The 25,306-nt window shown below is 73.0% G+C and carries 22 protein-coding genes; 18 read left to right on the top strand and 4 right to left on the bottom strand.

The annotated features are described in order from the left end of the window. The 5 genes from CCN42_RS13595 to CCN42_RS13615 form a co-directional block, all read left to right on the top strand. Nucleotides 1-361, top strand: a 361-nt coding sequence (locus CCN42_RS13595) for an arylamine N-acetyltransferase (protein WP_143661908.1), incomplete at its 5' end; no start/stop codon positions are given. 107 nt (nt 362-468) lie between these two features. Next, the gene (locus CCN42_RS13600; protein ID WP_086735730.1) at nt 469-1,368 is read left to right on the top strand and encodes a YceI family protein; all 900 of its coding nucleotides are present in this window, start codon (nt 469-471) and stop codon (nt 1,366-1,368) included. Between the two features lie 20 nt (nt 1,369-1,388). After that, the gene (locus CCN42_RS13605; protein WP_043500794.1) at nt 1,389-1,634 is read left to right on the top strand and encodes a hypothetical protein; all 246 of its coding nucleotides are present in this window, start codon (nt 1,389-1,391) and stop codon (nt 1,632-1,634) included. 216 nt (nt 1,635-1,850) lie between these two features. Further along, complete coding sequence (gene holA / locus CCN42_RS13610; RefSeq protein ID WP_211294698.1) at nt 1,851-2,840, top strand: DNA polymerase III subunit delta; 990 nt, start codon at nt 1,851-1,853, stop codon at nt 2,838-2,840. Nucleotides 2,841-2,905: 65 nt separating this feature from the next. Further along, the gene (locus tag CCN42_RS13615; RefSeq protein ID WP_086168797.1) at nt 2,906-3,301 is read left to right on the top strand and encodes a nuclear transport factor 2 family protein; all 396 of its coding nucleotides are present in this window, start codon (nt 2,906-2,908) and stop codon (nt 3,299-3,301) included. Nucleotides 3,302-3,493: 192 nt separating this feature from the next. Here the strand turns inward: CCN42_RS13615 and rpsT are convergent, their stop codons facing one another. Further along, nucleotides 3,494-3,760, bottom strand: a complete 267-nt coding sequence (gene rpsT / locus CCN42_RS13620) for a 30S ribosomal protein S20 (RefSeq protein WP_086735733.1) — start codon at nt 3,758-3,760, stop codon at nt 3,494-3,496. Nucleotides 3,761-3,999: 239 nt separating this feature from the next. Between rpsT and lepA the strand changes: the two genes are divergently transcribed. The 4 genes from lepA to hemW all read left to right on the top strand — a co-directional run bounded on the left by lepA (nt 4,000) and on the right by hemW (nt 11,419). After that, on the top strand, nt 4,000-5,868 hold the full coding sequence (gene lepA / locus CCN42_RS13630) for a translation elongation factor 4 (protein ID WP_086735735.1): 1,869 nt from the start codon (nt 4,000-4,002) through the stop codon (nt 5,866-5,868). 245 nt (nt 5,869-6,113) lie between these two features. Then, complete coding sequence (locus CCN42_RS13635; protein ID WP_086735737.1) at nt 6,114-7,988, top strand: AMP-dependent synthetase/ligase; 1,875 nt, start codon at nt 6,114-6,116, stop codon at nt 7,986-7,988. Nucleotides 7,989-8,237: 249 nt separating this feature from the next. After that, the gene (locus tag CCN42_RS13640) at nt 8,238-10,136 is read left to right on the top strand and encodes an ATP-binding SpoIIE family protein phosphatase (RefSeq protein ID WP_086735739.1); all 1,899 of its coding nucleotides are present in this window, start codon (nt 8,238-8,240) and stop codon (nt 10,134-10,136) included. Nucleotides 10,137-10,186: 50 nt separating this feature from the next. Next, nucleotides 10,187-11,419, top strand: a complete 1,233-nt coding sequence (gene hemW / locus CCN42_RS13645) for a radical SAM family heme chaperone HemW (RefSeq protein ID WP_086735741.1) — start codon at nt 10,187-10,189, stop codon at nt 11,417-11,419. 126 nt (nt 11,420-11,545) lie between these two features. Here hemW and CCN42_RS13650 read toward each other — a convergent pair whose 3' ends face one another. Both CCN42_RS13650 and CCN42_RS13655 read right to left on the bottom strand, forming a co-directional pair. Next, nucleotides 11,546-12,352, bottom strand: a complete 807-nt coding sequence (locus tag CCN42_RS13650; RefSeq protein ID WP_086735744.1) for a DUF3097 domain-containing protein — start codon at nt 12,350-12,352, stop codon at nt 11,546-11,548. 32 nt (nt 12,353-12,384) lie between these two features. Then, nucleotides 12,385-13,116, bottom strand: a complete 732-nt coding sequence (locus tag CCN42_RS13655; RefSeq protein WP_086735746.1) for an MBL fold metallo-hydrolase — start codon at nt 13,114-13,116, stop codon at nt 12,385-12,387. 162 nt (nt 13,117-13,278) lie between these two features. Between CCN42_RS13655 and hrcA the strand changes: the two genes are divergently transcribed. The 9 genes from hrcA to CCN42_RS13705 all read left to right on the top strand — a co-directional run bounded on the left by hrcA (nt 13,279) and on the right by CCN42_RS13705 (nt 24,243). After that, nucleotides 13,279-14,295 (top strand): heat-inducible transcriptional repressor HrcA, encoded by a 1,017-nt coding sequence (gene hrcA, locus CCN42_RS13660; RefSeq protein ID WP_043500778.1) that lies wholly within the window; start codon nt 13,279-13,281, stop codon nt 14,293-14,295. Then, on the top strand, nt 14,296-15,432 hold the full coding sequence (gene dnaJ, locus CCN42_RS13665) for a molecular chaperone DnaJ (RefSeq protein ID WP_086735748.1): 1,137 nt from the start codon (nt 14,296-14,298) through the stop codon (nt 15,430-15,432). A gap of 247 nt (nt 15,433-15,679) precedes the next feature. Then, entirely contained in the window at nt 15,680-16,753 is a 1,074-nt protein-coding gene (locus CCN42_RS13670; protein WP_086735750.1) for a nitronate monooxygenase, read from the top strand. Next, complete coding sequence (locus CCN42_RS13675) at nt 16,750-17,499, top strand: 16S rRNA (uracil(1498)-N(3))-methyltransferase (RefSeq protein ID WP_086735752.1); 750 nt, start codon at nt 16,750-16,752, stop codon at nt 17,497-17,499. The genes CCN42_RS13670 and CCN42_RS13675 overlap by 4 nt, the downstream gene beginning before the upstream one ends. 472 nt (nt 17,500-17,971) lie before the next feature. Beyond that, a complete protein-coding gene (locus CCN42_RS13685) occupies nt 17,972-18,508 on the top strand; it encodes a hypothetical protein (RefSeq protein ID WP_086735755.1) in 537 nt (178 codons plus the stop codon). A gap of 45 nt (nt 18,509-18,553) precedes the next feature. Then, a complete protein-coding gene (locus tag CCN42_RS13690) occupies nt 18,554-21,748 on the top strand; it encodes a S41 family peptidase (RefSeq protein ID WP_086735757.1) in 3,195 nt (1,064 codons plus the stop codon). Between the two features lie 209 nt (nt 21,749-21,957). Beyond that, nucleotides 21,958-22,311: a histidine triad nucleotide-binding protein gene (locus CCN42_RS13695; protein WP_086735759.1), complete on the top strand. Its 354-nt coding sequence runs from the start codon at nt 21,958-21,960 to the stop codon at nt 22,309-22,311. Between the two features lie 13 nt (nt 22,312-22,324). Beyond that, nucleotides 22,325-23,230, top strand: coding sequence for a ribonuclease Z (locus CCN42_RS13700; RefSeq protein WP_086735761.1), 906 nt, complete (start codon nt 22,325-22,327; stop codon nt 23,228-23,230). Nucleotides 23,231-23,250: 20 nt separating this feature from the next. Then, nucleotides 23,251-24,243, top strand: a complete 993-nt coding sequence (locus CCN42_RS13705; RefSeq protein ID WP_169731451.1) for an adenosine deaminase — start codon at nt 23,251-23,253, stop codon at nt 24,241-24,243. 10 nt (nt 24,244-24,253) lie between these two features. Here CCN42_RS13705 and CCN42_RS13710 read toward each other — a convergent pair. Beyond that, nucleotides 24,254-25,306 (bottom strand): MFS transporter (locus CCN42_RS13710; protein WP_245877269.1); only part of this gene is annotated, 1,053 nt, incomplete at its 5' end.

Consider the following 25,306-nt stretch of genomic DNA (forward strand, 5'->3'; position numbering starts at 1 on the left):
CCGGGGCGGCGGCACGGCGGACGCGGCCGACCTGGACCTGCTGAAGGACGGCGAGCCGGAGTACCGGCTGGAGACCCGGCCGCGTGTGCTGGCCGACTTCGTGACCGGCGCCTGGTGGCACAGCACCTCGCCGGAGTCGCACTTCCTGCGCTCACTGGTGTGCTCGCGGGTCACCGAGGACGGCGGGCGGATCACGCTCAGCGGACGCCGGCTGAAGGTGACGGCGGCGGACGGGGCGCGGCAGGAGCACGAGTACGGCGAGGAGGAGGACGAAGCGGTGCTGGCGGTGTACCGGGAGCGGTTCGGGATCGTGCTGGACCGGGTGCCGGTCATGGGTGGTGAAGCAGACGGGACGGACTGATTCCGCCCGTATCCCGCGAACTGGCCCTGAGTTGCCCCGAAAGTCTCACAAGTGATCGAATGGATCTTCGGTAACGAGTGATGTCAAGGCGCGCAGAGGTGTCGTGGATGATCGGCCGCTGGCTGGGCAGCCGGAGGAACCGGATGCAACGGCGGAATCCGCTCGCGGCGGTGCGGACCCCGCCGCGGGCGGGAGCGCTCAGCTGCCGGGTGCTCGATCCGGTCCATGAGCCGGTGCAGCACGCGGAGTTCCTGGTCAGCGACCACATGGGGCGCCGGGTGGTCGGCGGGGGCACGGACCCTTTCGGATCGTTCGTGACGGCGGTGCCGGCGGGGGAGTACCGGCTGGCGGTGTCGGCCGAGGGCTACGCCCCGTACCGGACGGCCCTGACGGTGGAGGAGGGTACGCTCGCCTCGCTGGGGGACGTGACGCTCCGGACGGCCGAGCCGCCGGAGCTGCCGGCGCCGGGGGACTGGGAGATCGAGCCGGCGCACTCCTCGATCGGTTTCACCGCCCGGCACATCGGGCTGGCCCGGATCCACGGGCGGTTCAACACCTTCGCCGGGGTGATACGGATCGCCGATCCGGTGGAGCGGTCGCAGATGCACGTGGTGATCGGGGCGGCGTCGATCGACACCAATGTGCGGATGCGGGACGACCACCTGCGGTCGGCGGACTTCCTCGACGTGGAGCGCTTCCCGACGATCGAGTTCTACGGCGACCGGTTCGTGCACAAGGGCGGCAGCCGGTGGGCCGTGACCGGGGCGCTCTCGCTGCACGGGGTGACGCGGACGGTGACGCTCGACACCGAGTACCTGGGGCTGGGCAACGGCATGGAGGGGGAGGTCCGGGCGGCCTGCCGGGCCACCACCGAGCTGCACCGCGACGACTTCACCGTGAGCTGGCAGACCATGCTGGCGCGGGGGATCGCGGTGGTGGGCCCGAGCATCCGGATCGAGCTGGACGTGCAGGTCGTGCCCAAGGCGGCCGGTGACATGGCGGCGTAGCCGTGGCGGAGAATGGTGCCGTGAGTGATGTGAGACATGTGCTGGTGCTGCCCGACCGGGATGCCGCGGAGGAGGCGGCCGAGGCGCTGGGGGAGCGGTTCGGGGTCGACGAGGAGCCGCGCCTGGTGCGGGACGCGCTGGCGGGGGAGGACGACGCCGAGGACGCGCAGTGGCTGGTGGTGCTGCGGGACGAGGCCGCGGTGCTCGATCCCCGGGAGCTGGACGAGTTCGCCGGGGAGTGGGACGGCTGGCGCGAGGAGCCGTAGGCCCACGCTGCCTCGGGTTTGTGCCGGTCGGTCTTGGGCTGTGGGCGGCCGGCGGACTTCAGTCTCGGGCCGTGGGCTGCCGGTCCGTCTTCGGTCTCGGGCCGTGGGCGGCCGGTCGCGCGGTTCCCCGCTCCCTCAGGCAGGGCCAGGCTCCGGCGTCCGAGAGCCCGGCCGGGCACGCCCCCGCTGTCAGTGGGCCGTGCCATGCTTGTCCCGATGGCCAGGAAATCTGCGAATGACGACCCTCTCGCCCCGGTGACGCTCGCCGTGGGCCAGGAGGACCTCCTGCTCGACCGTGCCGTGCAGGAGGTGGTGGCCGCCGCCCGGTCCGCCGACGCCGACACGGACGTGCGTGACCTGACCCCCGATCAGCTGCAGCCCGGCACCCTCGCCGAGCTGACCAGCCCGTCGCTCTTCGCGGAGCGCAAGGTCGTGGTCGTACGCAACGCGCAGGACCTGTCCGCGGACACCGTCAAGGACGTGAAGGCCTACCTCGGCGCGCCCGCCGAGGAGATCACCCTGGTGCTGCTGCACGCGGGCGGCGCCAAGGGCAAGGGCCTGCTGGACGCCGCGCGCAAGGCGGGGGCGCGGGAGGTGGCCTGTCCGAAGATGACGAAGCCGGCCGACCGGCTGGCGTTCGTGCGCCAGGAGTTCCGGGCGGCCGGGCGGTCCGCCACGCCCGAGGCGTGCCAGGCGCTCGTCGACGCGATCGGCAGCGACCTGCGGGAGCTGGCGTCAGCCGTGTCGCAGCTGGTCGCCGATGTGGAGGGGACCATCGACGAGGCGGTCGTCGGGCGGTATTACACCGGCCGCGCCGAGGCCTCCAGCTTCACCGTCGCCGACCGGGCGGTGGAGGGGCGGGCGGCCGAGGCGCTGGAGGCGCTGCGCTGGTCGCTGTCCACCGGTGTCGCCCCGGTGCTGATCACCAGCGCGCTCGCCCAGGGGGTGCGGGCGATCGGCAAGCTGTCCTCCGCGCGCGGCGGCCGGCCCGCCGATCTGGCGCGGGAGCTGGGCATGCCGCCATGGAAGATCGACCGGGTCCGGCAGCAGATGCGGGGCTGGACGCCGGACGGGGTCGCCGTCGCGCTGCGGGCGGTGGCCGAGGCGGACGCCGGGGTGAAGGGCGGCGGGGACGACCCCGAGTACGCCCTGGAGAAGGCCGTCGTGATCATCGCCAGGGCCGCGCGTTCCAGAGGGCGGGCGTAGCGGGAGCGGAGGAGAATCGGGCGTATCAGCCGCACATCGCCGACGACGGAGAGGTGGCGATCGCCATGGCTGAACATCCGCACGCCCAACTCGTGCGCAAGGGGTACGAAGCCTTCACCCGCGGTGACATGGACGCCCTGCGTGAGCTGATGACCTCGGACTGCACCCACCACGTGCCCGGCAGCCACCCGCTGTCCGGTGACTTCAAGGGGCAGGACGCGATCATCGACATGTATCGCCGGATGCATGAGGAGACCGGCGGGAACATGCGGGTCGACCTGCGCGGCGTCGCCGTGGACGGCCGGGGTCACGCGGTCGGCATGATGCGCTTCACGGCGGACCGCAACGGCAAGCACATCGATGACGACGGCGCCCTCGTCTTCCGGATCGTCGGCGACAAGATGAGCGACATCGACGAGTGCGTCCAGGACATCGAGGCGAACGACGACTTCTGGTCGTGACGCCTGCGGGCATGACCGAAGGCCCCGCCGCCCGCCCTGGGGAAGGGCGGGGCGACGGGGCCTTCGGATGAAGCCGCTGAGTCCGTTCCCGCGTGGCGAACGCAGGCCGCGAACGGACTCGGGGTGCCGGTCGGGAGCGGATGAGAGAGGGCCCGCTCGGGGTCCTACCGGCGATCAGACCAGATAAGGGGTTCAGCCCTTGAGGGACGCGACCTTCGCAGCCAGCGCCGACTTCTTGTTGGCGGCCTGGTTCTTGTGGATGACGCCCTTGGAGACGGCCTTGTCGAGCTGACGCGCGGCAGCGCGCTGGTACTCGGTGGCCTTCTCGACGTCACCCGCGGCAGCTGCCTCGCGGGCCTTGCGGACCGCGGTCTTCAGGGAGGACTTGACGGCCTTGTTGCGCAGCCGGGCCTTCTCGTTGGTCTTGATCCGCTTGATCTGGGACTTGATGTTCGCCACGAATGAGCCTTTTCAGGTTCAGGCACGGGGCGAGAGGGATCCGAAGGGATCCCGTGTCCCGTGCCAGGTGATTTCTTGGGGTCGTGCCTCGCGCTGAGAGGGCATGAGACACAGCCACCTACACTACCAGCGGCCCTTCCCGCGGCCCAAACCGGTCGCCGCGCCGCACCCGTGGGACCATGGAAGCTACGTATCGATCCGACCCGAGGCATAAGGCGCCTCAAGAGACAGGACCCTGCGTGCCCGCGACCCCTAACAATGTGCCCGAGCCGAGCCGTACCGACCCGGCTCTGATCCGCAATTTCTGCATCATCGCGCACATCGACCACGGCAAGTCCACGCTCGCCGACCGGATGCTCCAGCTGACCGGTGTGGTCGAGCAGCGGCAGATGCGCGCCCAGTACCTCGACCGTATGGACATCGAGCGCGAGCGCGGCATCACGATCAAGTCCCAGGCGGTGCGTCTGCCGTGGGCCCCGACCCACGACAAGAGCAACACGCACATCCTCAACATGATCGACACGCCGGGGCACGTCGACTTCACCTACGAGGTCTCGCGGTCGCTCGCCGCGTGCGAGGGGACGATCCTCCTCGTCGACGCCGCCCAGGGCATCGAGGCCCAGACCCTCGCCAACCTCTACCTGGCGATGGAGAACGACCTCACGATCATCCCCGTGCTGAACAAGATCGACCTGCCGGCGGCGCAGCCCGAGAAGTTCGCCGAGGAGCTGGCGAACCTGGTCGGCTGCGACCCGAGCGACGTGCTCCGGGTCTCCGCGAAGACCGGTGTGGGCGTCGACGCGCTGCTCGACAAGGTGGTCGCGGAGGTCCCCGCGCCGGTGGGCGTCAAGGACGCCCCCGCCCGCGCGATGATCTTCGACTCGGTCTACGACTCCTACCGCGGTGTCGTGACGTACGTCCGTGTCATCGACGGCCAGCTCAACAAGCGCGAGCGCATCAGGATGATGTCGACCGGCGCCACCCACGAGCTGCTGGAGATCGGCACCAACTCGCCGGAGATGCTGCCGGCCGACGGCCTCGGCGTCGGCGAGGTGGGCTACCTGATCACCGGTGTGAAGGACGTCCGCCAGTCCAAGGTCGGTGACACCGTCACCAGCCAGCACAAGGGGGCCACGGAGGCACTCGGCGGGTACAAGGACCCGAAGCCGATGGTCTTCTCCGGTCTGTATCCGCTGGACGGCTCGGACTACCCCGAGCTGCGCGAGGCCCTCGACAAGCTCCAGCTCAACGACGCCGCGCTCGTCTACGAGCCGGAGACCTCCGCGGCCCTCGGCTTCGGCTTCCGCGTCGGCTTCCTCGGCCTGCTGCACCTGGACGTGATCCGGGAGCGGCTGGAGCGCGAGTTCGGCCTCGACCTGATCGCCACCGCGCCGAACGTGGTCTACCGGGTCGTGATGGAGGACGGCAGCGAGCACACCGTCACCAACCCGAGCGAGTTCCCCGAGGGCAAGATCAGCGAGGTGTACGAGCCGGTCGTGCGCGCCACGATCCTCGCGCCGACCGAGTTCATCGGCTCGATCATGGAGCTGTGCCAGACCCGGCGCGGCACCCTCCTCGGCATGGACTACCTCTCCGAGGACCGGGTCGAGATCCGCTACACCCTGCCGCTCGCCGAGATCGTCTTCGACTTCTTCGACCAGCTGAAGTCGAAGACGCGCGGCTACGCCTCGCTGGACTACGAGCCCACCGGCGAGCAGACCTCCAGCCTGGTGAAGGTCGACATCCTGCTGCACGGCGACAAGGTCGACGCCTTCTCCGCCATCACCCACAAGGACCAGGCGTACGCCTACGGGGTGCGGCTGGTGGCCAAGCTCAAGGAGCTGATCCCGCGGCAGGCCTTCGAGGTGCCGGTGCAGGCCGCCATCGGCTCGCGGGTGATCGCCCGCGAGACCATCCGCGCCATCCGCAAGGACGTCCTCGCCAAGTGCTACGGCGGTGACATCTCCCGCAAGCGGAAGCTGCTGGAGAAGCAGAAGGAAGGCAAGAAGCGGATGAAGATGGTGGGTTCCGTGGAGGTTCCGCAGGAGGCCTTCATCGCGGTGCTCTCCAGCGATGACAGCGCGGGATCGGGCAAGGCCAAGAAGTAACCGCCGGTCACACCGCCGGTCACCGGCAAAACGGACGTCTCGGGGCCCGTCGTGCGAAAGCGCGGCGGGCTCTCGGCGTGCCGCGGGTGTCTCACTGGAGCAAGTGGCACGAAGTGAGTGGGCGCGGAGTCTTACGCAGCGGGCAGTCGGGCTCTAACCTGTCCCTGCCCGATAGTTACTCGCGAGTTAAACAACGCCCCGCGAGTGAAAACAAGCCGCACCGTCGCGGGCCCCCGGAGGATGTCGTGACCGACACACAGACCCTGATCGAGAACCGTCCGCCGTCCGTCGCGGGCCTCTTCCTGGAGCGCGTGGCCGCCACCCCGGACGCCGAGGCCTACCGTTACCCGGTGCCGTCGGCCTCCGGTCAGGGCCCCGACGACTGGAAGTCGCTGAGCTGGGCGCAGGCCGCCGAGCGGGTGTACGCCATCGCGGCCGGGCTGATCGAGCTGGGTGTCCAGCCGGAGCAGTGCGTCGCCCTCGCCTCCGCCACCCGGATCGAGTGGATCCTCGCCGACCTCGGCATCATGTGCGCGGGCGCGGCCACCACCACGATCTACCCGCAGACCAACGCCGACGAGTCGGCCTTCCTCCTCTCCGACTCCGGCAGCCGGGTGCTGATCGCGGAGAACGCCGACCAGCTGGCCAAGGCGCAGGCCAAGCGCGCCGAGCTGCCCGAGCTGGCGCATGTCGTGGTCATCGACGCCACCGGCGTCGAGACCGGCGACTGGGTGCTGAGCCTCGACGAACTCCAGGCCCGCGGCGCCGCCCGGCTGGAGAAGGACCCCGAGCTGATCAAGGAGCGGGTCGGCGCGATCACCAAGGACCAGCTGGCCACCCTCATCTACACCTCCGGCACCACCGGCCGCCCCCGGGGCGTGCGGCTGCTGCACGACAACTGGTCGTACATGGCGAAGGCGATCGCCGCGACCGGCCTGGTCGGCCCCGACGACGTGCAGTACCTGTGGCTGCCGCTCGCCCACGTCTTCGGCAAGGTGCTGACCTCCGGGCAGATCGAGGTCGGCCACGTCACCGCCGTCGACGGCCGGGTCGACAAGATCATCGAGAACCTGCCGGTCGTCCAGCCCACGTACATGGCGGCCGTGCCCCGCATCTTCGAGAAGGTCTACAACGGCGTCGTCGCCAAGGCCCGGGCCGGCGGCCCCGCCAAGTACAAGATCTTCCAGTGGGCCGCCGAGGTCGCCCGCGAGTACGCCAAGGTCACCCAGGACAACTTCCGCCGCACCGGCAACGCCACCGCCCCCTTCGGACTGTCCGCCAAGCACGCGGTCGCCGACAAGCTCGTCTACGCCAAGCTGCGCGAGGCCTTCGGCGGCCGGCTGCGGGCGTGCGTCTCCGGGTCGGTCGCCCTCGCCCCCGAGATCGGCTACTTCTTCTCCGGCGCCGGCATCCACATCCTCGAGGGCTACGGCCTCACCGAGTCCTCCGCGGCCTCCTTCGTCAACCCCGGCGAGGCCTACCGCACCGGCACGGTCGGCAAGCCGCTGCCCGGCACCGAGGTGCGCATCGCCGAGGACGGCGAGATCCTGCTGCGCGGCCCCGGGATCATGGCCGGTTACCACGGCCTGCCCGAGAAGACCGCCGAGGTGCTGGAGCCGGACGGCTGGTTCCACACCGGCGACATCGGCGAGCTGTCCAACGACGGCTACCTGCGGATCACCGACCGCAAGAAGGACCTGTTCAAGACCTCGGGCGGCAAGTACATCGCGCCGACCGAGATCGAGGGCTCGTTCAAGGCTGTCTGCCCGTTCGTCTCCAACATCCTCGTGCACGGCGCCGACCGGAACTACTGCACCGCGCTCATCGCCCTGGACGAGGCCGCGCTCCTCGGCTGGGCGAAGGACAACGGCCTGGAGGGCAAGTCGTACGCCGAGGTCGTCGCCGCGCCCGCCACGGTCGAGATGGTCGACGGATACGTCCAGCAGCTCAACGCCGGACTCCAGCGCTGGCAGACCATCAAGAAGTTCCGGCTGCTGCCGCGCGACCTCGACGTCGAGCACGGCGAGATCACCCCGAGCCTGAAGCTGAAGCGGCCGGTGGTCGAGCGCGAGTACAAGCACCTCATCGAGGAGATGTACGAGGGGACGCGCGAGAAGTAGTGCCGCCGGACCGCCCGGCGCCCGTACCGCCGGTCCGCCGCCCCGAACGCCCCGAACGCCCCGGAACGGGCGCCTGAGCCAGCGGCATAGTTCGGATGCTCGAATCCGGACCCCAACCGGTCCGGATTCGGCCATGTGCGGAGCATGGTTCTCACTCAACACGGCCCACTTCGGTAACTCCACGCGTTCGGGCGGGGTCCGTCTGTCACCCTGGCGGCACCAACCGTCCCACTGCCCGGGGAGCTGGACATGGGGGCCATACCGACACAGCGGGAGTTTCCGGCGTACCCGGAGGCCGACTCCGTCACCGCGCCCGCGCCCCCGCAGGCGCACACCACCCTCACCGGGGGCCCGCTCGCCCCGGGCGCCGCCCGCCGGCTGCTGCGCACGGCCCTGCGCGAGTGGGGCGACCTCGGGCTGCCCGGCGCGGACCGGGTCGGCGAGGACGCGGCGGTCGTCGTCAGCGAACTGGTCACCAACGCGGTCGTGCACGCCGGCACCGACGTGGAACTGGCCTGCCGGCTGGAGCCGGACACCGGCGCGCTCGTCGTCGAGGTCTGCGACCGCCACCCCTCCCGCGCCCCGCGCGACGCGGCCGGCGAGCCGGCCCACGGCACCCCCGAGTACGGCCGCGGCCTGCGCCTCGTCGCGGCCCTCTCCGAATCCTGGGGCGTCACCTACCGCCGCGGCGCCAAGACGGTGTGGGCGCGGGTGACCGGCGACGAACACCGGCAGCACGAGGACTCCGGCGAGTCCCTGTCCGTCGCCGGACTGCTCGCCCCCGAGCGGCGGCGGACCGAACGGGACCGCGAGTGGCTGGGGCGCGGCGCGCTGTCCTTCCTCGCCGAGGCGTCCGACCTGCTCGCCGGGCAGCTCGACGAGGACCTGGTGGCCGCCCTCACCGGCCAGCTGCTCGTGCCCCGGCTCGCCGACTGGTGCGCGATCTGGCTGGAGGACGAGGCGATGGGCGGCCGCGCCCGCCGCCCCGACGGCGGCATCGGCGCGCCGGGCCCCCGCCTGGCCCGCGTCTGGCACGCCAGCGAGGACCACATGGAGGAGCTGCGCCGCGCGCTGGAGAAGGAGCCGCCCAGCACGGCGGAGGAGACGGAGACCGGCGGGCCGGTGCCCTACCCCTGGCCGGGGGAGGCCCTGAGCGCCGCCCCCACCGCGGCCGGCATCCCCGCCGCTCCCGGCACCGCCATGGCGTTCCGGCTGGTCGCCGGGGGACGGCCGCTCGGGACGCTGGTCATCGGGCGGGCCGGGGTCACGCGGCTGCCCGGCGAGGTGACCGGGCTGGTGGAGGATCTGAGCCGCCGGGTGGCGCTGGCCATCGGGGCGGCACGGCAGTACGCCCGGCAGGTCACCATCAGCTCCGTCCTCCAGCGCGGGCTGCTGCCCGGCACGGTCCCCGAGATCCCCGGGCTGCACAGCGCCCTGGTGCACGAGCCGTGCGATGTCGGCGGGCCCAGCGGCGACTTCTACGACCTCTTCCCGGCCGGCGACGGCCGCTGGTGCTTCGCCATCGGCGACGTCCAGGGCAAGGGCCCCGAGGCCGCCGTGGTGATCGGACTGGCCCGCCCCTGGCTGCGGCTGCTCGCCCGCGAGGGCTACCGCGTCGCCGACGTCCTGGACCGCCTCAACCAGCTCCTCCTCGACGACGCCACCGAGGCGGCCGACGCCGCCGCCCGCGCCCTGGCGGGCCCCGTCGCCCCCGGAGACGGCCCGCAGACCCGGTTCCTCTCCCTCCTCTACGGCGAGCTGGCCCCCTTCGACGGCGGTGTCCGCTGCACCCTCGCCGCCGCCGGCCACCCCCTCCCGCTGCTCCTCGGCCCCGCGGGCGGCGTCCGTACCGTCGCCCGTCCGCAGACCCTGCTCGGCGTCGTGGAGGACGAGACCTACACCAGCGAGACCTTCGAACTGCGTCCCGGCGACACCCTGCTCTGCGTCACCGACGGGGTCACCGAGCGCCGCTGCGGCTCCCGCCAGTTCGACGACGGCGACGGGCTGGCGGCGGCGCTCGCCGGGTGCGCGGGCCTGAGCGCGGAGCTGATCGCCGAGCGGATCCGGCGGCAGGTGCACGACTTCGGCGGCAGCCCGCCGGAGGACGATCTCGCCCTGCTGGTCCTCCAGGCCGAGCGGCGGCCGTAGCGCCGGGCGGGAGTGCCGGACACCGGACGGGAGTGCGGGACAATGAGGACATGCCTTCCGCACTCCCCGACGGCGAGCCCGTCCCCGCCGACGGCGCGCTGCCCGCGTCCGCGCTCGCCGGGGCGGCCGACCGCCCCCTCGGGTTCTACCTGCACGTCCCGTACTGCGCGACCCGCTGCGGCTACTGCGACTTCAACACCTACACCGCCACCGAGCTGCGGGGCACCGGCGGCGTCCTCGCCTCCCGCGACAACTACGCCGACACCCTGACCGACGAGATCCGCCTCGCCCGCAAGGTCCTCGGCGACGACCCGCGCGAGGTCCGCACGGTCTTCGTCGGCGGCGGTACGCCCACCCTGCTGGCCGCCGGTGACCTCGTACGCATGCTGGGGGCGATCCGCGACGAGTTCGGGCTCGCGGCCGACGCCGAGATCACGACGGAGGCGAACCCCGAGTCGGTGGACCCCGCCTACCTCGCCGAGCTGCGGGACGGCGGCTTCAACCGGATCTCCTTCGGCATGCAGAGCGCGCGGCAGCACGTGCTGAAGGTCCTCGACCGCACCCACACCCCGGGCCGTCCCGAGGCATGTGTCGCGGAGGCCCGCGCGGCGGGCTTCGAGCACGTCAACCTCGACCTGATCTACGGCACACCCGGGGAGTCCGACGACGACTGGCGCGCGTCCCTGGACGCGGCTCTCGGTGCCGGGCCGGACCACATCTCGGCGTACGCCCTGATCGTCGAGGAGGGCACCCAGCTCGCCCGCCGGATCCGGCGTGGCGAGGTCCCCATGACCGACGACGACGTGCACGCCGACCGCTACCTGATCGCCGAGGAGCGGCTGTCCGCGGCGGGCTACGACTGGTACGAGGTGTCCAACTGGGCCACCTCGAAGGCCGGGCGCTGCCTGCACAACGAGCTGTACTGGCGGGGCGCGGACTGGTGGGGCGCGGGCCCCGGCGCCCACTCGCACGTCGGCGGGGTGCGGTGGTGGAACGTCAAGCACCCGGGCGCGTACGCGGCGGCGCTGGCGGAGGGCCGCTCCCCGGGCGCGGGCCGTGAGCTGCTGTCCGACGAGGACCGGCGGGTGGAGCGCGTCCTGCTGGAGCTGCGGCTGCGGGAGGGGGCGCCGCTCGGCCTCCTCCGCGAGGAGGGCCTGAGGGCGTCCCGCCGGGCCCTGTCGGACGGACTGCTCCAGCAGGAGCCGTACGAGGAGGGGCGCGCGGTGCTCACCCTGCGGGGGCGGCTGCTGGCGGACGCGGTGGTCAGGGACCTGGTGGACTAGAGGTCCCACCCCCGGCAGCGGCGGGGACGCGGACGGCTCGGCCGTGTGGACGAGGTGATCGCCACGCCCCCTCCGCGTCGGCGGAGAGCGTTCCGCCAGTCCCGTCGGGCCGACCAGCGGCAGCCGTCAGGGCACGGTCACGTGATCGATGAGACGCTCGACACATCCCAGCAGCTCCGGCTCCAGGTCCTTGTAGGACCGGACCCGCTTCAGGATCGCCTGCCACACCGCGCCGGTGTTGTCCGACGGCCAGCCCAGGGCCCGGCAGACGCCCGTCTTCCAGTCCTGTCCCTTCGGCACCTCCGGCCACGCCGGGATCCCCAGGGCCGACGGCTTCACCGCCTGCCAGATGTCGATGTACGGGTGGCCCACCACCAGGGCGTGCTCGCTGGTCACCGACTGGGCGAGGCGCCACTCCTTGGAGCCGGGGACGAGGTGGTCCACGAGCACGCCCAGCCGCGCGTCCGGCCCCGGGGCGAAGCCGTCCACGATCGACGGGAGGTCGTCGACGCCCTCCAGGTACTCCACGACGACGCCCTCGATGCGCAGATCGTCGCCCCAGACCTTCTCGACCAGTTCGGCGTCGTGGCGGCCCTCGACGTAGATGCGGCCGGCGCGGGCCACGCGCGCGCGGGCGCCGGGGACGGCGACCGAGCCGGAGGCGGTGCGGGCGGGCCGTACGGGGCCCGTCCCGGTGGGCCGTACGAGGGTCACCGCCTTGCCCTCCAGCAGGAAGCCGCGCGGTTCCAGCGGGAACACCCGGTGCTTGCCGAAGCGGTCCTCCAGCGTCACCGTGCCCGCCTGGCAGCCAACGACCGCGCCGCAGAATCCGGTCCCCGGTTCCTCGACCACCAGGCCGGGCTCCGCCGGGACCTCCGGGACGGGCTGGGGCTTCTTCCAGGGCGGGGTCAGGTCCGGAGAGTACTGGCGCATTCGAATGACGATATGGACACCGCCGGGCGGGTTCAGCCCGACACGCCGAAGCGGGCGGCGAGGGCGTCGCGCTGGCGGCGCACGAAGGCGGCGTCGACCACCGCGCCGTGGCCGGGCACGTAGAGCGCGTCCTCGCCGCCCAGCGCCAGCAGGCGGTCCAGGGCGTCCGGCCAGCGGGACGGGACGGCGTCGGGGCCCGCCTGCGGCTCGCCGGACTCCTCGACCAGGTCGCCGCAGAAGACCACCTCCGTCTCGCCGGGGACGAGGACGGCGAGGTCGTGGGCGGTGTGGCCGGGGCCGACGTTCGCGAGCAGCACCTGGCAGCCGCCGCCCAGGTCGAGGGTCCACTCGCCGGAGACGTGGTGGCGCGGCACGACCAGGGTGTCCGCCGCCTCACCCGCCGACGCCTCGTCCAGGCCGTTGCGGATCGCGTCCGTCCGCAGCTCCTCGCGGGCCCGCCGGGAGGTGAGCGCCGCGTCCACGCCGACCGCGCCGTAGACCTCCGTGCCGGCGAGCGCCGCCGCCCCGAAGACATGATCGAAGTGGGGGTGGGTGAGCGCGAGATGGGTCACACGGTGGCCGGCGAGTTCCTCGGCCTCGGCGCGCAGCCGGGCGCCCTCCGCGAGGCCCGAACCCGCGTCGATCAGCAGTGCCGTGCCCTCGCCGCGGACCAGCCCTGCCGTGCAGTCCCAGCCCGGCAGGCGGCACCGGCCGACCCCGGTCGCCAGCCGTTCCCACCCCAGCTCTTCCCAAGTCACCGTCATGCCGCGACGCTAACCGTGACGCCCCCGGGCGCACGACCGCGCGGGACCGGCCTTGCCCGGGGCGTACCCGACGGCCGTACACTGGGCCGGTAAGGCTGGCACTCGTATGCGGTGAGTGCCAGGGGGAGCGCCAAGGGGACGGACCGCTGGAGGTGTGCGCGGATGCTCAGTGAACGACGGCTTCAGGTGTTGCGCGCCATCGTCCAGGACTACGTCGGAACCGAGGAGCCGGTCGGCTCCAAGGCGCTCACCGAGCGGCACAACCTCGGCGTCTCGCCGGCCACGGTCCGCAACGACATGGCCGCCCTGGAGGACGAGGGGTACATCGCCCAGCCGCACACCAGCGCCGGGCGGATCCCCACCGACAAGGGCTACCGGCTCTTCGTCGACAAACTCGCCGAGGTCAAGCCGCTCACCGCGCCCGAGCGGCGCGCGATCCAGAACTTCCTCGACGGCGCCGTCGACCTCGACGACGTCGTGGCCCGCACGGTGCGGCTGCTCGCGCAGCTGACCCGGCAGGTCGCGGTCGTGCAGTATCCCTCGCTGACCCGGTCCACGGTGCGGCACGTGGAGCTGCTGTCGATGGCACCCGCGCGGGTGATGCTGGTCCTGATCACCGACACCGGACGGGTCGAGCAGCGGATGATCGACTGCCCGGCGCCGTTCGGCGAGACGTCCCTGGCGGATCTGCGGGCGCGGCTGAACAGCCGGGTCGCCGGACGCCGTTTCACGGATGTGCCGCAACTGGTGCAGGATCTCCCCGAGGGCTTCGAGGCGGAGGATCGCGGCACCGTCCAGACGGTGCTCTCCACGCTGCTGGAGACGCTGGTCGAGCGGACCGAGGAGCGGCTGATGATCGGCGGCACCGCCAATCTCACCCGCTTCGGGCATGACTTCCCCCTCACGATCCGGCCCGTCCTGGAGGCGCTGGAGGAGCAGGTGGTGCTCCTCAAGCTGCTGGGCGAGGCGAAGGATCCGGGCATGACCGTGCGCATCGGTCACGAGAACGCCCATGAGGGACTCAACTCCACGTCGGTGGTGTCGGTCGGCTACGGTTCGGGCGGCGAGGCAGTCGCCAAGCTCGGCGTGGTCGGACCGACCCGCATGGATTACCCGGGAACGATGGGAGCGGTACGAGCGGTGGCACGGTACGTCGGACAGATCCTGGCGGAGTCGTAAGTGGCCACGGACTATTACGCCGTTCTCGGCGTGCGCCGCGACGCGTCGCAGGAAGAGATCAAGAAGGCCTTCCGGCGGCTCGCCCGCGAGCTGCACCCGGACGTCAACCCCGATCCGAAGACCCAGGAGCGGTTCAAGGAGATCAACGCCGCGTACGAGGTGTTGTCGGACCCGCAGAAAAAGCAGGTCTACGACCTCGGCGGCGACCCGCTCTCGCAGAGCGGCGGCGCGGGCGCGGGCGGCTTCGGCGCGGGCGGCTTCGGGAACTTCTCCGACATCATGGACGCGTTCTTCGGCACGGCGTCGCAGCGCGGACCGCGCTCGCGCACCCGCCGCGGCCAGGACGCCATGATCCGGATCGAGGTCGAACTCGACGAGGCGGCCTTCGGCACCACCAAGGACATCCAGGTCGACACCGCGATCGTCTGCGCCACGTGCAGCGGCGAGGGCGCGGCGCCGGGCACCTCGGCGCAGACGTGTGACATGTGCCGCGGCCGGGGCGAGGTCTCGCAGGTCACCCGGTCCTTCCTGGGCCAGGTCATGACCTCGCGGCCGTGCCCGCAGTGCCAGGGCTTCGGCACGGTCGTGCCGAACCCGTGCCCGGAGTGCGCCGGCGACGGCCGCGTCCGCTCCCGCCGCACCCTGACGGTGAAGATCCCGGCCGGTGTCGACAACGGCACCCGGATCCAGCTCGCGGGCGAGGGCGAGGTCGGCCCCGGCGGCGGCCCCGCCGGTGACCTGTACGTGGAGATCCACGAACTCCCGCACCCGACCTTCCAGCGGCGCGGCGACGACCTGCACTGCACGGTGACGATCCCCATGACGGCGGCGTCCCTTGGCACCAAGGTGCCGCTGGAGACGCTGGACGGCATGGAGGAGGTCGACATCCGCCCGGGCACCCAGTCCGGCCAGTCGATCCCGCTGCACGGCCGGGGCGTCACGCATCTGCGCGGCGGCGGCCGGGGCGACCTCATCGTCCACGTCGAGGTCCAGACCCCGACCAAGCTCGACCCGGAGCAGGAGCGCCTGCTGCGCGAGCTGGCCAAGCTGCGCGGCGAGGAACGCCCGACGGGCCAGTTCCAGCCCGGCCAGCAGGGGCTGTTCTCGCGGTTGAAGGATGCGTTCAACGGGCGCTGATCCGGGTGGTCGGCGGGCGCTGATCCGGGTGGTCGGCTGTCTGGTGGGCGGTGCGTCGCGTGGTGGCCGGGGGTCCGGGGGTTGTCCCCGGGCGGGCACGGTCAGCCCGGCCAGCAGGGGCTGTTCTCTCGGTTGAAGGATGCGTTCAACGGGCGCTGATCCGGCGCTGCCGGGTGCGGTGCCGGTGGTCTATGCCAGTGCGGCGCCCGGATTCGGACTTGTTCGGAGGACGTGACACCATGCCGTCATGTCCTCCGCACTGACCGATCTCTTCCCCCACCCGATCGTGCAGGCCCCCATGGCGGGCGGCGTCTCCGTGCCCCAGCTCGCCGCCGCCGTGTCCGAGGCCGGGGGGCTCGGATTCCTGGCCGCCGGGTACAAGACGGCCGACGGCATGTACCAGGAGATCAAGCAACTGCGGGGGCTGACGAGCCGCCCCTTCGGCGTGAACCTGTTCATGCCGCAGCCGGAGTACGCCGAGCCGGCCGCGGTCGACGTCTACGCCCATCAGCTGGCCGGCGAGGCCGCCTGGTACGAGACCGAGCTGGGCGACCCGGACAGCGGCCGGGACGACGGCTACGACGCCAAGCTCGCGGTGCTGCTGGACAACCCGGTACCGGTCGTCTCCTTCCACTTCGGCGTGCCGAGCCGGGACGCCCTCGACGCCCTGCGCCGCGCCGGCACGTTCACGCTGGTCACCGCCACCACCGCCGACGAGGCCCGCGCGGTCGAGCAGGCCGGGGCGGACGCGGTGATCGTGCAGGGCGTGGAGGCCGGCGGCCACCAGGGCACCCACCGGGACATCCCCGAGAACGACGGCTCCGGCATCGGACTGCTCTCCCTGATCGCCCAGGTCCGTGAGGCGGTGCGGCTGCCCCTCGTCGCCGCCGGCGGCATCATGCGCGGCAGCCAGATCGCCGCCGTCCTCGCCGCGGGCGCGAGCGCCGCCCAGCTCGGCACCGCCTTCCTCGCCACCCCGGAGTCGGGTGCCCAGGCCGTGCACAAGCAGGCGCTGACCAACCCGCTGTTCACCCGTACCGAACTCACCCGCGCCTTCTCCGGCCGCCCGGCCCGCGGCCTGGTCAACCGGTTCATGCGCGAGCACGGACGGTACGCCCCCGCCGCCTACCCGGAGATCCACCACCTCACCTCGCCGCTGCGCAAGGCCGCCGCGAAGGCCGGTGACGCGCAGGGCATGGCGCTGTGGGCCGGGCAGGGTCACCGGATGGCCCGCGAGCTGCCCGCCGGGCAGCTGGTGGAGGTGCTGGCGGCCGAACTGGCGGCGGCACGTACCGCGGTCCCGGGAGGTGGCCCGCGATGACGGCACCGGTGTTCGTGGTCGAGCACTTCGCGTCCGGGCCCGGCGGGCGTTACGTCGTGGACGGTCCCGAGGGGCGGCACGCCGTCTCGGTGAAGCGGCTGCGGCCCGGCGAGGACGTGATCCTCACCGACGGGGCGGGCCGCTGGGCGGACTGCGTGGTGCTCGGCACCGAGGGCAAGGACCGGCTGATCGTCCAGCTGGACTCCTACACCGAGGAGCCCCCCGAGCAGCCCCGCATCACCGTCGTCCAGGCCCTGCCCAAGGGGGACCGCGGGGAACTCGCCGTCGAGACCATGACCGAGGTCGGCGTGGACGCGATCGTGCCGTGGCAGGCCGCCCGCTGCATCACCCAGTGGAAGGGCGACCGCGGTCTGAAGTCCCTCGCCAAGTGGCGGGCGACGGCCCGCGAGGCGGGCAAGCAGTCCCGCCGGGTCCGCTTCCCCGAGGTGGCGGACCTGGCGTCGACCAAGCAGGTCGCCGCGCTGCTCGCGAAGGCCGACTTCGCGGCCGTACTGCACTCGGACTTCGACTACGGCAGCGAGCCGCTGGCCACCGTCGAACTGCCCGCCGAGGGCGAGATCGTGCTGGTCGTCGGCCCCGAAGGCGGCGTGGCCTCCGACGAGTTGGCGCTGTTCCGGGAGGCCGGCGCCCAGGCCTGCGTGCTGGGCCGCTCCGTGCTGCGCACCTCCACCGCGGGGACGGCCGCCGCCGCCCTGCTCCTCGGCCGCACCGGCCGCTGGGACTGACGTCCGGACGGCTGTCGCGGCCGGCCGGCGCCGATCGCCCGCAGCAGTTCCCAGCCGTCCAGGTCCCGGGCGCAGGGCAGCAGCCCGCGCCGGGCCGCCTCGTCGACGAGCGCGCGCACGCTGCCCGGTTCGTTCAGATTGAGGTGGTTGCCGTGCTCGTCGATCACGTAGTGGCCGGGCTGGTAGCCGCCCTCGACGGGACGGCCGGGCCCCTCCCGGAAGACGATCCGGGTGCACGTCCCGTCCCGGTGCAGTCCGACCACCTCCTCGCACGGGCGCCCGTCGCCGTGCCGGTGCCGGACGCTCCACAGGTAGATGGTCGTCTCGTCCACCACGAGCCGTCGCAGGCTGCCCTTCTTGCGCATCGCGCCAGGCTAGGCCGCCAAGCACCGCCCGGGCACCGGGATTTCGCGGCACACATGGCCGTATGCGCTCTACCGCGAGCCGTCGGACGGTGGCAGCATGCCCTTTCATGGGGGTGTTGAGGCGGATTTGGGATCGGCCGGGGCGGCGGCCGGCCGGTGTCGCGGTGTTCGCGGTGCTGGTGGTGGGCGGAGTCGTGGCCTGTGAACCGGGCGGGCTCAGCTCGGCGACCGTGGCGTACACCACCGACGAGACGGTGACCCGGGAGCTGGAGCGGCAGAAGGCGGACGTGCGGTGGCTGACGTGCACCGCGAGCTTCGGGGACGACGGCGGCTCGACACCGACCGCGAGCGAGGACACCGTCGCCGACGTGGACTGCGAGGGGGAGACCTCCGACGGCAAGGAGATCACCGTCGACGGCAAGGTGACCCGCGCGGTCAACGGCCGGTGCATCCGCGGCGACATCGTCGCGAAGGTCGACGGCAAGGAGTGGTTCCACGTCCAGGGCCTCGGCGACTGCGACGCCCCGAGCACGCCGCCCGTGAACCAGCCGCCCGGCGGCGGCCCCGGCCCGGAGGTCACGGTGACGGTCACCAGGACCGTCTGGTGCCAGAGCGACCCCCAGTGCTGGCCCCAAGGGAAGTGATCGGAACCGCTGTTCAGCGGGGCCGCCCCTGCATAGGGTGATCGCGTGACACAGTCCACGCCAGGGTATCTCCGATTTCCGCATCCGCACGGCGAGTTGGTGGCGTTCACCGCCGAGGACGACGTGTGGCTCGCCCCGCTCGACGGCGGCCGGGCCTGGCGGGTCAGCGCCGACAACGTGCCGGTGACCCTGCCGCGCATCTCGCCCGACGGCTCCACCGTCGCCTGGACCTCCACCCGCGACGGCGCACCCGAGGTGCACATCGCGCCGGTCGACGGCGGCCCGTCCAAGCGGCTCACCCACTGGGGCAGTTGGCGCACCCAGGTGTGCGGCTGGACCGCCGACGGGCAGGTCCTCGCGCTCACCACGCACGGCCAGGCCAGCTCGCGGCGCAGCTGGGCGCACGCGGTCCCGCTGGACGGCGGCCCGGCCACCCGGCTGCCGTACGGCCCCGTCGGCGGTGTCGCCCAGGGCCCGCACACGGTGCTGCTGTCGGCGCCGATGGGCCGCGAGGCCGCCTGGTGGAAGCGCTACCGGGGCGGTACGGCGGGCAAGCTGTGGATCGACCGGGACGGTGAGGGCGAGTTCGTACGGCTCCACGAGGAGCTGGACGGGAACATCGAGTACCCGCTGTGGGCCGGGGAGCGGATCGCGTTCCTCTCCGACCACGAGGGGACCGGCGCGCTCTACTCCTCCCTCGCCGACGGCTCCGACCTGCGCCGTCACACCCCGCTCGGCCATTTCTACGCCCGGCACGCGGCCGGTGACGGCACCCGCGTCGTCTACTCCTGCGCCGGTGAACTGTGGGTCCTGGACGACCTCGACGGCGCCGAGCCCCGCCGCCTCGACATCCGGCTCGGCGGGCAGCGCACCGACCGCCAGCCCTTCCAGGTCGACGCCGCCCGCTGGTTCGGGGCCGCCGCGCCCGACCACACCGCGCGCGGCAGCGCGGTCGCGTTGCGCGGCACCGTGCACTGGGTCACCCACCGCGCCGGCCCCGCCCGCGCCCTCGCCGCCGTACCCGGTGTCCGGGCCCGGCTGCCGCGCACCTTCCGGGTGGAGGGCGAGGAGTGGGTGGTGTGGGTGACGGACGCCGAGGGCGAGGACGCCCTGGAGTTCGCGCCCGCCACCGGCCTGGCGCCCGGCGCCACCCCGCGCCGGCTCGCCGCCGGGCGGCTCGGCCGGGTGCTGGGCCTCGCGATGGCCCCCGACGGCAGCCGCGCCGCGGTCGCCGCGCACGACGGGCGAGTGCTGCTCGTGGACCGGGAGACCGGCGAGGTCCGCGAGGTGGACCGCAGCGAGCACGGCGACGTCTCCGGGCTGACGTTCTCCCCGGACTCGGCCTGGCTGGCCTGGTCGCACCCGGGACCGAGCCCGCTCTGCCAGATCAGGCTGGCCCACACCACCGATCTGACGGTCACCGAGGCGACCCCGCTCCGCTTCCAGGACTACGCGCCCGCCTTCACCCAGGACGGCAAGCACCTGGCGTTCCTCTCCACCCGCTCCTTCGACCCGGTCTACGACGAGCACGTCTTCGACCTGGCGTTCGTCACCGGCGACCGGCCGTATCTGATCACCCTCGCCGCGACCACGCCGTCCCCGTTCGGGCCGCAGCGGCACGGGCGGCCCTTCGAGGCACCGGACAAGGACGAGACCCCGGACAGCGAGGGCACCCCGGCCACCCGGATCGACCTCGACGGGCTCGCCGACCGGATCGTCCCGTTCCCCGTGGAGGCCGGCCGGTACTCCGGCCTGCGCGCCGCCAAGGACGGCGTGCTGTGGCTGCGCCACCCCGTGCAGGGCGTCCTCGGCGTCTCCCGGGCCACCCCCGACGACCCCGCCCCGCACTCCGAGCTGGAGCGCTACGACCTCGCCCAGCAGCGCCTGGAGCACCTCGCCGCCGAAGCCGACCACTTCGAGGTCAGCGGCGACGGCAAGCGGGTGCTGCTGTGGACCGGCGGACGGCTGAAGGTCGTCCCCAGCGACCGGCGCGCGTCCGGCGACGACGACAGCGACACCAACATCACCGTCGACCTGTCCCGGGTCCGGCAGACGATCGACCCGGCCGCCGAGTGGCGGCAGATGTTCGACGAGACCGGCCGGATCATGCGCGACCACTTCTGGCGGCCGGACATGAACGGCGTCGACTGGGACGGCGTCCTCGACCGCTACCGGCCCGTCGTCGACCGGGTCGCCACCCACGACGACCTCGTCGACCTCCTCTGGGAGGTGCAGGGGGAGCTGGGCACCTCGCACGCCTACGTCGTCCCGCGCGGCGGCCATGGGCACGGCGACCGGCAGGGGCTGCTCGGCGCGGACCTCTCCCGGCACCCGGACGGCACCTGGCGCATCGACCGGGTGCTGCCCTCGGAGACCTCCGACCCCGAGGCCCGCTCGCCGCTCGCCGCGCCCGGCGTCGCGGTCCGCGCCGGGGACGCGGTCGTCGCCGTCGGCGGGCAGCCGGTCGACCCGGTGACCGGACCGGGCCCGCTGCTCGTCGGCACGGCGGGCAGGCCCGTCGAGCTGACCGTGTCGCCGGCCGGCGGGGGCGAGGTGCGGCACACCGTGGTCGTGCCGGTCGCCGACGAGGAGCCGCTGCGGTACCACGCGTGGGTCGCCGACCGGCGGGCCTACGTGCGCGAGCGGTCCGGCGGGCGGCTCGGCTATCTGCACGTGCCGGACATGCAGGCGCCCGGCTGGGCGCAGATCCACCGCGACCTGCGGGTGGAGGTCGCCCGCGAGGGGCTGATCGTGGACGTCCGGGAGAACCGGGGCGGGCACACCTCCCAGCTCGTCATCGAGAAACTGGCCCGGCGGATCGTCGGCTGGGCCGTGCCGCGCGGGATGCGGCCGTACAGCTATCCGGAGGACGCGCCGCGCGGGCCGGTCGTCGCCGTCGCCGACGAGTTCTCCGGTTCCGACGGCGACATCGTCAACGCGGCCATCAAGGCCCTCGGTCTCGGCCCGGTCGTCGGTACCCGCACCTGGGGCGGCGTCATCGGCATCGACAGCCGCTACCGGCTGGTCGACGGCACGCTCGTCACGCAGCCCAAGTACGCGTTCTGGCTGGAGGGTTACGGCTGGGGCGTGGAGAACCACGGCGTGGATCCGGACGTGGAGGTCGTGCAGCGCCCCCAGGACCACGCGGCCGGCCGCGACGCCCAACTGGACGAGGCGATCCGCCTGGCCCTGGAGGCCCTGGAGTCGAGTCCGGCGAAGGCGCCGCCCACCGTGCCGTGACCGGAGCGGGTGCCCGCGCCCACCCGAGGGGCGCGGGGCCCGTCGAGGTGCGGCTCGGCCGCGTGGGCGCCCGGCCGGCCCCCCGCGACCCGCACCCGGCAACGAGCCGCCCGCGGGGCGACGGCGCCCGGGACGAGCCGCCGGACCACCCGCCCCGGCGACGATACGATGCCCACCAGACGATCAACCGCCCAACCTCCGGAGGGACCATGGCAGGGGAACCGCAGGACGACTGCCTGTTCTGCAAGATCGTCGCGGGTCGGATCCCGGCGACGATCGTCCGCGAGTCCGACACGACCGTCGCCTTCCGGGACATCAACCCCAAGGCGCCCACGCACGTCCTGGTCATCCCCAAGGCGCACTACGCGAACGCCGCCGAACTCGCCGCCGGCGCCCCGGACGTGGCCGCCGACGTGCTGCGGGAGACCCAGGCGGTGGCCGACGACGAGGAGCTCGACAGCTACCGCATCGTCTTCAACACCGGCAGCGGTGCCGGCCAGACCGTCTGGCACGCCCACGCGCACGTGCTCGGCGGACGCGGCCTGCAATGGCCTCCCGGGTAGGCGGCGGAGCATCGTGTCCGTCCGTGAATTGGTGGTCCTCGGCACCGCCAGCCAGGTCCCGACCCGGCACCGCAACCACAACGGCTATCTGCTGCGCTGGGACAGCGAGGGCATCCTCTTCGATCCCGGCGAGGGCACCCAGCGCCAGATGCTGCGTGCCGGTGTCGCCGCGCACGACCTGAACCGGATCTGTGTCACGCACTTCCACGGGGACCACTCGCTGGGCCTGCCGGGCGTGATCCAGCGGATCAACCTGGACCAGGTGCCGCACCCGGTCACCGCGCACTACCCGCGTTCCGGGCAGCGTTTCTTCGAGCGGCTGCGGTACGCCACCGCCTACCGGCAGACGGTGAACCTGGTGGAGGCACCGGTGGACGCCGACGGCGTCGTCGCCCGCACCCGCTCCTACGCGCTGGAGGCGTACCGGCTCTCCCATCCGGTCGAGTCGTACGGGTACCGGCTCGTCGAACCCGACGGACGGCGGATGCTGCCCGAGCGGCTGGCCGCGCACGGCATCAAGGGGCCGGACGTGGGCCGTGTCCAGCGGGAGGGGGTGCTCGGCGGTGTCACCCTGGACGAGGTCAGCGAGGTGCGGCGCGGGCAGCGGTTCGCGTTCGTCATGGACACCCGGTTGTGCGACGGGGTGTACGCGCTGGCGGACGGTTGCGACATGCTCGTCATCGAGTCGACGTTCCTCGACGAGGACGAGCACCTGGCCGTCGAGCACGGCCATCTGACGGCGGGCCAGGCGGCACGGGTGGCGAAGGCGAGCGATGTGCGCCATCTCGTCCTGACCCACTTCAGCCAGCGCTACACCGACCCGGAGGAGTTCGAGCGTCAGGCGCGGGCCGCCGGGTTCGAGGGCGAGCTGACGGTGGCGTACGACCTGCTGCGCGTACCACTCCCGAAACGCAGGTGACCAGGGCGTACGATGCCCTGATGCCCCTCCCCAAAGCTGAACTGCACCTGCACATCGAAGGCACCCTGGAGCCGGAGCTGGCGTTCGAGCTGGCCGCCCGCAACGGGGTGACACTGCCGTACGCGACCACGGACGAGCTGCGTGAGGCGTACCGGTTCGAGGACCTCCAGTCCTTCCTCGACCTGTACTACGCGCTGATGGCCGTCCTGCGCACCGAGCGGGACTTCGAGGACCTGGCCGACGCCTACCTCGCCCGGGCGGCCGCGCAGGGCGTGCGGCACGCGGAGATCTTCTTCGACCCGCAGGCCCACCTCGCCCGGGGTGTGGCGATGGGCACCGTCGTGGAGGGCCTGTGGCGGGCGCTCGCCCGCGGCCGGGCCGACCACGGCGTCTCCACCCGGCTCATCATGTGCTTCCTGCGTGACGAGTCCGCCGAGTCGGCCCTCGCCACCCTGGAGCTGGCCAAGCCCTACCTGGACCGGATCACCGGCATCGGCCTGGACTCCGCCGAGGTCGGGCACCCGCCGGCGAAGTTCCGCGAGGTGTACGAGGCCGCCGCCGCGCTGGGGCTGCGCCGGGTCGCGCACGCGGGGGAGGAGGGGCCGCCGGAGTACATCACCGAGGCCCTGGACGTGCTCGGCGTCGAGCGCGTCGACCACGGCCTGCGCTGCATGGAGGACCCGGCGCTGGTCGAGCGGCTGGTGCGGGAGCGGATCCCGCTCACCCTGTGCCCGCTGTCCAACGTCCGGCTGCGCGCGGTGGACACCCTGGCCGGCCACCCGCTGCCCGCGATGCTCGACGCCGGGCTGCTGTGCACGGTCAACTCCGACGACCCGGCCTACTTCGGCGGCTACGCGGGCGACAACTTCGACGCCGTACGCCGTGAACTCGGCCTGACCGACGAGCGGCTGCGGGAACTGGCCCGCAACTCCTTCCTCGCCTCCTTCCTGGAGGACGACGAGGAGTGGCGCGCGCGCTGCCTGGCCGAGGTGGAGGCCTACGGGTTCCGGTAGAGCGCCGGTCTCAGCGGGTCCCCGGTGCGGCGCCTGCCTGCCGGGGACCCGCGGTGCCGTAGGCGGCACGCTCCGCGGGGACGACGGGGGTGTCCACGGGGATCTCCACGACCGGGATGTCCGCCGCCGCGGTCTGCCGCCGGCCCGCGCGCACGGCCACCACCGTCATCGGCACGGCGACCGCGAGCAGCCCGGCGGCCAGCACCAGGCCCATGCCGGGGAAGCCCGCCCGCTCCGACAGCAGGCTGCCGGTCAGCGGACCCGCCGCGGTGCCCAGCGAGGACGCCGAACCGACCAGCACCGCCCAGCGTCCGCGCGGGTCGAGGGAGGCGGCCAGGCCGATGACGTACGACAGCACGACCGGGTAGAGGGCGTTCCAGGCGATCTCGCCCGCCGCGAAGGCGGGCAGGGTGGTCGCGGAGGCGCTGAGCGCGATGCACCCGGCGATCAGCACGGTCCCGGCGCCGATCGGCACCGCCCGTCCGAGCCGCGCCCCGAGCGCCCCGGCGCCCAGCACGCCCAGCAGCCCCGCGCCGAGGGCGGCGGCGAAGACGACGCCGACGGCCGCCTCGGTCAGCCGGGCCTGGGTCAGCCCGATCCGGCCGCTGACGCCCCACAGGGCGTTCTGGGCGAGCGACCAGAAGGGCATGGCGGCGGCGAGGAGGAGGCCGGAGCGCAGGTGGGGAAGCCGGGCCCGCTCGTCCCGGGTGGCGGGAGCGGCCGGTGACCGCCCGGGCAGCCGGCCGGTCACCGGCCACACGGCCAGGGCGGTCAGCGCGATCGCGGCGAGCGGCAGTCCGTGCCCGGGGCCGAGGTGCGGGACCGTCAGGTACAGCGCGCCCGCGAGGGCGGAGACGCAGAGCAGGCCGGCGGTGGAGGCGCGGTGCTCGGCGGCTTCGGGTCGGGCACGGTCACCGCGGTCGCCGCGTCCGGCATCGCCGCCGGGAAGAACCCGCACCGCGCCTCCACCGCCGGCCTGCTCTGCGTCTCCGCCCTCGCGGGCGCGCTGTACCTGACGGTCCCGCACCTCGGCCCCGGGCACGGACTGCCGCTCGCCGCGATC

It is taken from the genome of Streptomyces glaucescens (genome assembly GCF_002154375.1).
GTDB classification, from domain to species: domain Bacteria; phylum Actinomycetota; class Actinomycetes; order Streptomycetales; family Streptomycetaceae; genus Streptomyces; species Streptomyces glaucescens.